Origin of the sequence: Frankia canadensis, assembly GCF_900197875.1 — a bacterium.
Lineage (GTDB): Bacteria > Actinomycetota > Actinomycetes > Frankiales > Frankiaceae > Frankia > Frankia canadensis.
In genome coordinates this window covers 1-11707 of the sequence record NZ_FZMO01000118.1, presented here as the reverse complement: position 1 = coordinate 11707, position 11707 = coordinate 1, and the positions used below count along the sequence as shown (strand labels likewise).

5 protein-coding genes are annotated in these 11707 nt (G+C 68.6%); 4 read left to right on the top strand and 1 reads right to left on the bottom strand.

Going from position 1 to position 11707, the window contains the following annotated elements:
* The coding region (locus tag C1A33_RS12225; protein ID WP_243407461.1) for a lytic transglycosylase domain-containing protein at window positions 1-1251 on the bottom strand (1251 nt) is incomplete at its 3' end.
* A gap of 858 nt (window positions 1252-2109) precedes the next feature.
* On the opposite strand from C1A33_RS12225, the gene C1A33_RS12220 reads away from it, so the two are divergent.
* From C1A33_RS12220 to C1A33_RS37420, 4 genes are all read left to right on the top strand, one after another.
* On the top strand, window positions 2110-8262 hold the full coding sequence (locus C1A33_RS12220; protein ID WP_243407460.1) for a DNRLRE domain-containing protein: 6153 nt from the start codon (window positions 2110-2112) through the stop codon (window positions 8260-8262).
* 390 nt (window positions 8263-8652) lie between these two features.
* Complete coding sequence (locus tag C1A33_RS12215) at window positions 8653-8943, top strand: hypothetical protein (protein WP_101831641.1); 291 nt, start codon at window positions 8653-8655, stop codon at window positions 8941-8943.
* A 718-nt stretch (window positions 8944-9661) separates the two neighbouring features.
* Window positions 9662-10312, top strand: a complete 651-nt coding sequence (locus C1A33_RS35695; RefSeq protein ID WP_207770276.1) for a hypothetical protein — start codon at window positions 9662-9664, stop codon at window positions 10310-10312.
* Between the two features lie 712 nt (window positions 10313-11024).
* Entirely contained in the window at window positions 11025-11630 is a 606-nt protein-coding gene (locus C1A33_RS37420) for an RHS repeat-associated core domain-containing protein (RefSeq protein ID WP_279354620.1), read from the top strand.
* The last annotated feature ends 77 nt before the right edge of the window (window positions 11631-11707 follow it).

Here is an 11707-nt window from a genome sequence, read left to right as displayed (position 1 = left end):
GCCACGGGGGGAGCCGGTGCCGTCGGTGGGGGTCATGCTGATCACGAGCAGGGGCTCGGAGGGCGTGGCCGCCACGGGGGACGCGGCTGGGTTAGCCGCGGTCGACGCGGCGACGCGGGGGCGTGGCGTCCCCGACGCCCGGTACTCGGCGGGATAGCCCGTCGGCGCTGTCGGGGAGGGCGAGCGACTCGGGCGCGGCGCAGGCGCCGGGGTGCCAGCGGGTGTCGGCGTCGCGGTGGGTTCGGCGTCGGGGTCGCGGTCCGGCCCGGATCCGGGTGCGCTGTGCGTCGGGGTCGGCGTCTGGCTCGGAGTGCTGTGCGGCGCCGCGTCGTGCGCCGGCAGCGTGACGAGCGGGTGGGCCGGCGGGTGCGGCGCCGCGAGGATGGTCGGACCGGACAGGACCCCCGACGTCGTGTAGCCGGCCGCCCAGGCGAGGACCGCGCGCAGATAGCTCGCCGACGGGTTGTAGCTGTAGATCGCGGCGTGCAGGTCGGCGGTGACGGCGAGGTCGCGTCCGCCGTGGCAGAGGTAGCCGCCGGCGGCGAGGGTGGCGTCGTCGATGTTGTTCGGGTCGGCCCGGCCGTCGCCGGAGCCGTCGCGGCCGGAGGTCCGCCAGGTGCTGGGGATGAACTGCATCGCCCCGACGGCGCGGTCGAAGCGCAGGTCACCGTCGAAGCGACCGTGGTCGGTGTCGCGGATGAGCGCGCGGCCGTCGTGGCCGTCGAGCGCGGGGCCGAGAATGCGGCTGGTCAGGGTGCCGTCAGGGGTGACGGCGCGGCCGCGGGCATGACCGGACTCGACCCGGCCGATGCCGGCGAGCAGCTGCCAGCGCAGGTGGCAGCGCGGCCGTTCGGTGGACAGGCGGGACTCGGCCCTGTGGTAGGCGAGCAGCATCCGGCCTGGGATCTGGCGGTCCGCCGCGCGCAACACCACCGACGGCGAACCCCCGGTGTTCGCTCCCGCGCCGGAAGAGCCGGTGGTCGGCCCTGAACCGGGGGAACCGGCGTTCGGTGACGCCGTGGGGGAGGGCGACGGGCCCGCGCTGCCGGACGGGGTCGGCCTGACCGCGGGGATGAGCGGGGGCAGGTCGACGTCGTAGTCGTGCGTGGGCGGGTGCGCGACCGTTCCAGCCGGCACGTCGGGCGTCGAGGCACCCGCTCCCGCCACCGTCGCGGTCGCCGGGTGGGGGACGACGCCGGCCGCGACGCAGCCGAGCGCGAGCACGATGGTCATCGGAATGGCGGCGATCACGCCGGCCACGGCAGACCGGGGTCGCCGGGAGACGTCCCGCCCCCGTCGGCGCGTGAGCCGGTGGCGACCGGAGGCGTTCACCTCGGCGGGAAGGGCGCGATGACGCGGGCGGACGGCCGGAGCTCGCCGGTGCCTGCTCATGCCGCGTGCCTCCCTCGTGAGAGCGCAAGGATGGTGCTGGGCGTTCCTCCGCAGGCCCTCTCCGCCGGGCCCCGCCAATACGTGCAGTCGAGTGGAAGAGACACCGGAAACGGGCCGTGAAGCGCCCATGACCTGCGCTATTCCGTCGATCTTTACGGCACTATCCGCCGTCCGCCCTGAACGCGCGGACGGCGGACGGCGGACGGCAGGAATGGTCGGCGATGGAAGCGGAACCGGTTCCTCGCATCCCCTTTGCCGCCTGTCCCGGGGAAGCACTTTGGCATATCTCAGGGCGGTCTGTCATCCCTTGTGCAGGAAGCGGTCTCTGCTGCCCATAACGATCAGGGGTCTACTCCTTGCGCCGTAAGTGGGGAGCATGTTTCGTCGATGTAACGCCCTTTTGTGTGACCCAGGTAATAGAACTTGCTCGGAGTAGTTCTGCGCGTGGGAAGACTCGCCGCCGCGCTTACGGAGCGTTTCCAGAATCCGGGGAGCTCCGAGACTCTCCTTGCGGAGAGTAGTCGACCCGGGTAAGTGTCTTCGACGGCCGTCACCCGCCGCATCGCTACAGCCCAGCAACTCGGGTGGTCGTTTCTGTACCGCCCACCACCACCGCTGTCATTTTCGGTGGTCCGCGCGGCCGGTCGTTCCCCTCGGCGGCCGCGCGTCTAGCCGTGTGGTGGATTCCTTCGTGTGCGGTGGATCGGAGTTGGCGTGATGCGGGCTTCTCCCGTGCGTCCGGATAGGTCGTTCACCCGTCTTCTCGGGTTGTTGCTGGCCGCGGTTCTGGCGGTGACGATCGTCGAGTTCATTCCGGCTGGCAGCGGCAGTGCGGCGCGTGCCGCGACGCCCGCGAGCAGCCAGGATCCGGCGGCGGCGTCTGGTCCGGCGGAGCGTCCTGATCTGGTGTCCGCGCAGTTGGCGGCGCGTGCGGAGAAGCGGCGGGTCGAGGTGACGGATGCCCGTTCCGAGTCGACGTCGACGTTCGTGAACCCGGACGGGACGATCACCGTCGACTCGTACTCGGGTATCCGCCGTGTGCGTCGCGGCGACGGCTGGGCCGATGTCGATCCGACGCTGGTCCTCGCGGACGGCAAGGTGACGCCGAAGGTCGCGAAGGCGGGCATCGTGCTGTCCGCGGGCGGTAAGGCGGCCGGGGATGTGGCGACGCTGACCGACGCCGGCCGCGACGTCGCCTTCGGCTGGCCGACCGCGCTGCCCGCGCCCGAGCTCAAGGGCGACACGGCGACCTACCACGATGTGTCAGCCGACACGGACCTGGTCGTGAAGGTTGTCGCGACCGGCTATGACGTGCGGATCGTGGCCCGCACCCCGGCCGCCGCGCAGGTGGCGCTGCGTCTGCCGATGCGGCTCAAGGGCCTCACAGTGGCCCGCGAGGCGTCGGGCGAGCTGCGCCTGTCCGCCGGCGGGAAGGTGACGGCGCGTTCGCCGGCTCCGCTGATGTGGGATTCCCACGTCGACCCGAGGGCCAAACTGCCCGATCACACCCGCGGTGTCGATGCCGCGCTGGAGGGCACCTCCGCGGCGCCGACGCTGGCGTTGAAGCCGGACAAGGGCTGGCTGACGGACCCGGCTCGGCAGTACCCGGTGACGATCGACCCGGCGGCGACCCTGGCCGACAACCTGGACACCGACGTCAACGACGCCAACCCGACGACGAACTACGACACGAGCGACCAGCTTCGGGTCGGGAACTATCTCGGCGCGGCGGTCAACCGGTCGTTCCTGCGCTTCGACGACTCGTCGATCAAGAACCGGCATGTCACCTCGGCCGTGTTGAACCTGTGGCAGGCGGGCTCGGCGACCTGCACGGTCGAGCCGACGATCGTGCAGGGTGCCAGCGGGATGGGGCCGGGTACCACCTGGAACAGTCAGCCCACCGCCGACGGCGTCACCTGGGGTAACGCCACGTTCAACAACGGCGGCTCCTGCACGGGCTCCGGCGGCACGAACATCGATATCACCGGCTTGGTCGACGCCTGGGCGCACAACGGCGCCCCGTCGCCGGAGGCGCTGACGATCCGCGCCCCCAGCGAGTCGGACGCCAACCAGTTCAAGTACTTCTACTCCGGCGACACCTTCCTGGCCCCGCACATCTCCACCACCTACAACTCCTACCCCGGTACCGTCGCGGGCCGGTTCACCAGTCCGTGTTCGGCGCAGTGCGGTGGCAGTCCGGCGACGGTGCTGACGAACACCACCACCCCGACGCTGTCCGGCTCCTCGTTCGACCCCGACGGCGGGCAGGTCCGCGTCGACTTCGAGGTGTGGAACTCGGCCGGCACCACGAAGATCACCGGCGGGTCGGTGGCGAACACTCCGTCGAACTCCCCGGCCTACTGGACGGTGCCGTCTGGGCTGCTGACGAATGGCACGTCGTATGAGTGGCGGGCGCGCGCCTTCGACGGCACCGACTACTCGACGGCCTGGTCATCGTGGATCCCGCTCACCGTCGACACGACCGCGCCCGCCGCGCCGACCGCGGTGAGCTCGTCGGTCTGGCCGTCGGGCGGGTGGGGTTCGGCGACGTCGGGCACGTTCACCTGGACCTCGCCGGGCGGGGACACCCAGTCGTTCCTCTACGGTCTCGACCAGCCCTCCCCGGCGACCGAGACGACCGGCACCACCACGGCGTCGCTGTCCCCGGGGGGCGGTCTGCACACGTTCTACCTGCGCACCAAGGACAAGGCCGGCAACCTCTCGCCGGTCGTCTCCTATGCCTTCGGCGTCGGGAACGGCGCTCTGGCCCGGCCGGCGGAGGGCGCCCGCGTCCAGCGCTTCACCACGCTGGAGGGCCAGGCGCCCTCAGCCCAGACGAAGGTGACGTTCCAGTACCACGTGGGCACGAACACCAGCGCCGCGTGGACCGATCTGCCGACCGGTGACGTGGTGCTGGCCGGCACGACGACGCATCCGTCCTGGCCGATGAACCGCAACGGCTCCGGGCTGTTCGACAGGCTGACGTGGGATGTGGCAACGACGTTGACGGCCTCGGCGACCGACGGTCCACTGCAGGTCCAGGCCTGCTTCCGGGACGCGTCGAACACGGTGAGCTGCGCGCCGGCGCACACTGTCCAGTACGCGCGGCACGCGTTCGCCGACGCCGAGGCCACCCAGCAGGTCGGCCCGGGCTCGGTCGCGCTGCTCACCGGTGACTACGCGGTGTCCGCGACGGACGCGACCCTGCCGGCCTACACCGGCGACCTGACGGTCGGGCGGACGTTCACCACGCTCGCGCCGACCCCCGCCAGCGCGTCGGCCATCTTCGGCCCGGGGTGGACGGCGAGCATGCCCGGCCCGGACGCCGGCGCCGCGGACCGGACCCTCACCGACAACACCGACTCCGGCGGCTACGTCACCCTGACCGACGAGACCGGCGTGCAGGATGTGTATGCCCGTGCCGGCAGCGGCTCCTACCCGTACGCCTACACCGGCGTCGGTGATGCCGCCGTCGACGGCAGCACCCTGACGAAGGACTCCGCGACCCAGTTCACCCACCTCGATGTGGACGGGACGAAGACCGTCTTCGTGTCCCAGACCGTCAGCGGGGCCACCGTCTGGCATGTGGGTCAGGTCGTCGAACCGGGGTCGAACACGACCTCGACGTACACCACCGACGCGTCCGGCCGGGTGACGCGGATCCTCGCGCCGGTGCCGGCCGGGGTGTCGTGCACGACGCTGGTCGCGGGCTGCCGCGCGCTGGCACTGACCTACGCGTCGTCGACCACCGCGACCGGGACCGGCACCGACCCGGCGACGTGGGGTGACTACACCGGCCGGCTCAGCGCGGTCGCCCTCGCCCTCAACGGCGCGGCCCCCGTGACGGTCGCTGCCTACGCCTACGACGCCAACGGCCGGCTGCGGTCGGCGAAGGACCCGCGGACGAACCTCGCCACCACCTACACCTACGACGTGGCGAGCCGGCTCGCCACCCTCACCCCACCCGGGCAGGCGGCCTGGACCCTGGCCTACGACGGTTCGGGGCGGATCGCGACGGTGTCCCGGCCGACGCCGGGCGGGCAGACGGCGACGCAGACCATCGCCTATGACGTGCCGGTGTCGGGTTCGGGCGCGCCGATCGACCTGTCCGCGGCCGCGGCCGCTGGGTGGGCGCAGACCGACCTGCCGCTGTATGGCGCCGGGGTGTTCCCCGCCGACCATGTGCCCGCGGCGACGCCGTCGTCGTCGGACTGGCCGTACGCGGACCTGACCTACCTGAACTCCGACGGCCGCCAGGTGAACAGCGCCTCCTACGGCAACGGCGCCTGGCAGATCACCACCACCGAGCACAACACGGCGGGCAACACGATCCGCACCCTGTCCGCGGAGAACCGCAACCAGGCGCTGGCCCCGACGGCGGACACCGATCCGACGGTGGCGGCGCTGACGACGTCGGCGAGCCGTTCCCAGCTCCTCGACGAGCAGACCGTCTACACCGCCGACGGAGTGTCGGTCGCCGACACCTACGGTCCGACGCATCAGATCTTCGACAACGGCGGGGCCCGCTACTCGGCCCGCGAACATGTCCACACCGACTACGACCAGGGTGCGCCGTCCTCGCCGACGCCCTACCGCCTGCCGACGACCGTCACCACGACGGCCCGCCGTTCGGACGGTTCGGACGTCGACCCGCGCAAGACGGTCAACGGCTACGAGGCGAAGACCGGCGCGGACGCCGCCACCTCCGGGTGGAACCTGCGCAAACCCACGACGGTCGCCACGTGGATGGGCGGTGGTTCGACGCCGGACATCGTGCGCACCTCCTACTACAACGCGGCGGGCAACACGGTGGAGTCCCGCCAGCCGAAGGCGAACAGCGCCGGCACCGACGCGTTCACCACCGTCACCTCCTACTACACGGCGACCGGTTCCGGCGCCTGTGTGAACGCCTCGTGGACGGGTCTGGCGTGCACGTCCGGCCCGGCGGCGCAGCCATCCTCCGGCAGTCCGCTGCCGGTGTCGGCCTACACCTACAACAACCTGAACCAGACGCTGACCGAGGTCGAGACGGTCAACTCGACGACCCGGACGACCACCTCCACCTACGACAGCGCCGGCCGGAAGACCTCGGAGGCGTATGCGGCGAGCCCAGCTGCCGACGGCGGCACGGCACTGCCGACGGCGACGTTCGGCTTCGATGCCTCGACCGGGCTTCCGACCACGACGACCGCGAACAGCGTGACGCTGACGACGGGCTATGACTCGTGGGGCCGGGTGACCTCGCAGACCGACGCCGACGGCAACACCTCCTCGACCGCCTACGACATCGACGGCCGCATCTCGACCTCCGGGGACGGCAAGGGCACCTACACCTACACCTATGACGGCACGACCGGTGAGCACCGCGGTCTGGTCACGAGTCTCAACGTCGGCGCCGGTTCGGCTCCGTCAACGTTCACCGCGGGTTACAACGCCGACGGGAAGATCACATCGCAGACGTATCCGAACGGCCTGGTCGCGGCGACGCGCTATGACGACAACGGCGAGCCGACCGCACTGTCCTACGCCAAGGGCGGGACGCCGTGGCTGGCGTTCGCGCAGACCAACTCGCAGTTTGGCCAGGTCAGGATCGATTCCACTCCGGCGTCGACGAAGTTCGTCGGCTATGACCTGTCCGGGCGGATGACCGCGGTCACCGACACGGTCAGCTACGGCGGCCCGGCGTCGTGCACGACCCGGATCTACGGCTACGACGCCGATTCCAACCGGACGGCCCTGTCGAGCTACCCCGACGGCGGGGGCAGCGACGCCGGATCCTGCTCCACGTCGACCACCCCGGCGGTATATTCCTTCTCCTATGATCAGGCGGACCGGCTCACCAACTCGGGTTACGCCTACGATCTTTTCGGTCGTACCACGACGGATCCGTATCCGCCGGCGGGCAGCTCGGCGGGCCTGGGCTATTACGTGAACGACCTGGTCGCCTCGGAGACGGTCGGTTCGTCGACGCGGACCTATGCGTTGGATCCGGCGCGGCGGATCCGTTCCTGGACCGACGGGTCGACGACCAGCACCAACCATTACGCGACTTCGTCCGGGGACAGCCCGGCCTGGATCGGTGTCGGTTCCGCCTGGACCCGTAACATCACCGGCATCGGTGGCGACCTCGCCGGCACCCAGACCGACACCGGCACCGTCACCCTGCAACTCGCCAACCTTCACGGCGACGTGGTCGCCACCGTCGACGACTCGACCTCCGCCACCTCCCCGGCGAGCTACGCGGAGTCGACCGAGTTCGGAAGCCCCTACTTCCCCTCCTCCGCCTACCCCCGCTACGGCTGGCTCGGGGCGAAACAACGCAGCCGCGACACCATCTCCGGCCTCACCCTGATGGGCGTCCGCCTCTACGACCCCTCCCTTGGCCGCTTCCTCCAGACCGACCCCGAACCCGGAGGCTCCGACAACCCCTACGACTACGCCCACCAGGACCCCTACAACACCCTTGACCTCGACGGAAAAAGATGGTGGAAGAAGGCCCTTCATAAGGTGATTCGTCCGCTGCGGCGGCATTGGCGTGGAATCGCCCAGGTTGGAATCGCCGGCGCGGCTTTTGTTGCCGGCGCTGTATGCACTGCCGCAACAGCCGGTATATGTGCTGGCGCCGTAGCTGGATACGCCATTACCGCCGGAATTGGTGCAGGGGCGGGTGCGGGTAGTTATGCGGTCGGAGCAGGTCGTCACACGCGCGGCGGCTATCTCACTGCGGCAGGTGTGGGGGCTGCATCGAATTCCGGTGGACAATATACCTCCAGGGTAGTGCAGAGAGCCTCGGCGGCGCTTCGATTCAGAGGTAGCGCATCGCGGATCTTGAGAAGAATGGTGACTCGCCGTCGATACTGGAGGCCATAGTGACAGCTTTGCAGATCCTCCTCCATCTTCTAAGGTCGCCAAAATATATCGGCGCTGTGGGCGCTGCTCTCGTCTTGGCGATCGTCGCAGCTGGGTTCAGCCGCTGGTCGCTCTTGATTACTGCTCCCATATTCTGCGCGGTTACGACCGTCATCTCTGAAAGAATTCGCAAGGAAAGGCGGTAGTGTACATAAGATGTAAGATCCACCTTGTTTCGCTCTGCGTGTCATGAGGCGAGGGCGGCGGGCGACTTTCCAGGGAATTTTAGGAGGACCGGCAGCCACCCGCCGCCGAAAAATCCCGGTCTCGCGTCGGGCTGAGCGAACCATACGCCGACCGACCCCGACTTGGCGGCTGTCGCACTGAACCCTACAATCCGTCACCAAGGTCTTGGCGAGAGCCGGAGGTCCACCACATCAGGTCGCCTCGGAAACGGTCGGTTCGTCGTCGCGCAGCTACGCGCTCGACCCGGCCCGGCGGATTTGTTCCTGGACCGACGGCTCCACGACCAGCACCAACCACTACGCGACCTCGTCCGGCGACAGCCCGGCGTGGATCGGTGTCGGCTCGGCCTGGACCCGCACCATCACCGGCATCGGCGGCGACCTGGCCGCCACCCAGACCGACTCCGGCACGTCCTGGGTGCAGATCACCGTCAGGCTTGGGAGACAGGCCGCGTAGACATGATCCTCGGGGGGGCGAGATGCGGGGTGCCGTCACCGATCTCGACGTGCCGCCGACCAGGGTAGACGTTCCACGCAGGCCCGGGTGCCGTCCCGGGCGATAGGCCGACGTCGCGCAATCTTTATTTGGCTGCGGCCCTGGGTGCGCTCACTAAGGACTCAGGGAAAGTACTCGACCGAGTCCAGAAGAGAAAGCCGAAAGTGCGAGGTCGTCATCACAGGTAACGTCGGCTTTCAAATCCTAATGCAAAAGGAAGTGATGTATTTTGGCGCGGAACTTCCCTCGGCTCGATGAAGGGCTGCACTCGTCCTTGGCGGTTTCTGTCACCTTGGTACTGGAAGGTTACTTCGTCGAAAAGGACGTTTCGGCGGCGGTTGTTTGGTTGTGCATTTCTTTGCTAGTCGCCGCGGCCATCGGGCTGCGACATTTCGCGCGCAGGAAGAGTCGCAGTCGCGGGGCGCTGGACGATCAAAGACCTGACAGATCAAGCTGAGATGCCCTATCCATGTTGTTCTGATCTATCTGCACCGCCCCGGGGCGCCAAGAGGCCCGGGGCGGTGCAGATTTTCATGCACGGGCTCATGTAAAACGGGGCGGGGATACCTACACCTATGACGGCACGACCGGTGAGAACCGTGGCCTGGTCACCAGCCTGAACATCGGCGCTGGTGCCGCCCCGTCAACGTTCACCGCGGGTTACAACGCGGACGACAAGATGACGTCGGAGACGTATCCGAACGGTCTGGTCGCAGCGACCCGCTACGACGATAATGGTGAGCCGACCACGCACACCTACGCGATGGGCGGCAACCCGTGGCTCGCGTTCGCCCAGGCCAACTCGGTGCACGGCCAGGTCCGGATCGACTCGACCCCAGCGTCGTCGAAATCGTTGGGCTACGACCTGTCGGACCGCCTGACGTCGGTGGCGGATACGGTGAGTTATGGTGGTCCGGCGTCGTGCACGACCCGGGTGTATGCGTACGACGCGGACTCGAATCGGACGGGCCTTTCGAGCTACCCCGATGCCGGGGGCAGCGATGCCGGTTCCTGTTCCACGTCGACATCGCCGGCGGTATATTCCTTCTCCTATGATCAGGCGGATCGGCTCTCCAACTCGGGGTACGCCTATGATCTTTTCGGTCGTACGACGACGGATCCGTATCCGCCAGCGGGCAGCTCGGCGAGCCTGGGCTACTACATGAATGACATGGTCGCCTCGGAGACGGTCGGCTCGTCGACGCGGACCTACGCGTTGGATCCGGCCCGGCGGATCCGTTCCTGGACCGACGGGTCGACGACCAGCGTCAACCACTACGCGACCTCGTCCGGGGACAGTCCGGCGTGGATCGGTGTCGGCTCGGCCTGACCCGCAACATCACCGGCATCGGCGGTGACCTGGGCGCGACCCAGACCGACACCGGCACGGTCACCCTGTAACTCGCCAACCTCCACGGAGATGTGGTCGCCACCGTCGACGACACCACCACCGCCAGCTCCCCGGCAAGTTACGCCGAGTCCACCGAGTTCGGCAGCCCCTACTTCCCCTCCTCCGCCTACCCCCGCTACGGCTGGCGCGGCGCCAAACAACGCACCGCGGACACCAACCGATGGTCGACCGGTCGATCTCCTGGGCGCGGCGTAGTGTCCGAACATGCATTACGATCTGGCTCGCGACCAGTGGCAAGGCATCGAAGCCGGTGCAGTCGTGGGGCCGGACGGCCGTAGGTACGTGAGGCGCGGCACGCGCATGAAGCGGAAACGAGCTGTAGCTCTTGCAGCCAGCGGTTGTCCGTTGCTCGTCTACTGGCCCGGGGGCCTGCCCGAAAAGACTCGCGTGGAGTGGTTCGATGGCACGGACGCGCTGTCGGCCTGGAAAGCGCATCGCTCCTCCGTTACCAGCGATCCATCTCACGCGGCGAGGGGATCGGTGTTGACAGCGGGACTCTGGGAGTCCTCGGAGGAGGAACCCCTTATCGTGCTGACCTGGCATCACTAGCCTCGATCTTTCGTGTGTCCAGCAGGCCGGAGGTGACGCCGTGTAGCGTCCGGCCGGCAGCTCGGCGAGCCTGGGCTACTACGTGAACGACCTGGTCGCCCTCAGAAACGGTCGGGTCGTCGACGCGCACCTACGCGCTCGACCCGGCCCGACGAATCCCTCCTGGACCGACGGCTCCACGGCTCCACGACCAGCATCAACCACTACGCGACCTTGTCCGGGGACAGCCCAGCGTGGATCGGCGCCGGCTCGACCTGGACCCGGAACATCACCGGAATCGGCAGCGACCTCGCCGCCACCCAAACCGACGCCGGCGCCGTCACCCTGCAACTCGTCAGCCTCCACGGCGACGTCGTCGCCACCGTCGACGACACCACCCCGCCACCTCCCCGGCAGGCCACGCCGAGTCCACCGAGTCGGCAGCCCCTACTTCCCCTCCTCCGCCTACCCCCGCTACGGCTGGCTCGGCGCCAAACAAGGCAGCCGCGACACCATCTCCGGCCTCACCCTCATGGGCGTCCGCCTCTACGAGCCGTCCCTTGGCCGGTTCCTCCAGACCGACCCCGAACCCGGCGGCTCCGACAACCCCTACGACTACGCCCACCAGGACCCCTACAACACCCTCGACCTCGACGGCAACAGCTCGTGGAAAGAAGACCCGACATGTCGTTGCGCACCACAAGGTTGATATTGAGCATTTTCAAAGTTGGTTTTTTTAGATTCCTTCCTGTTCCAGGACGAAGACGGCTTGGGTGAATGTGCCGA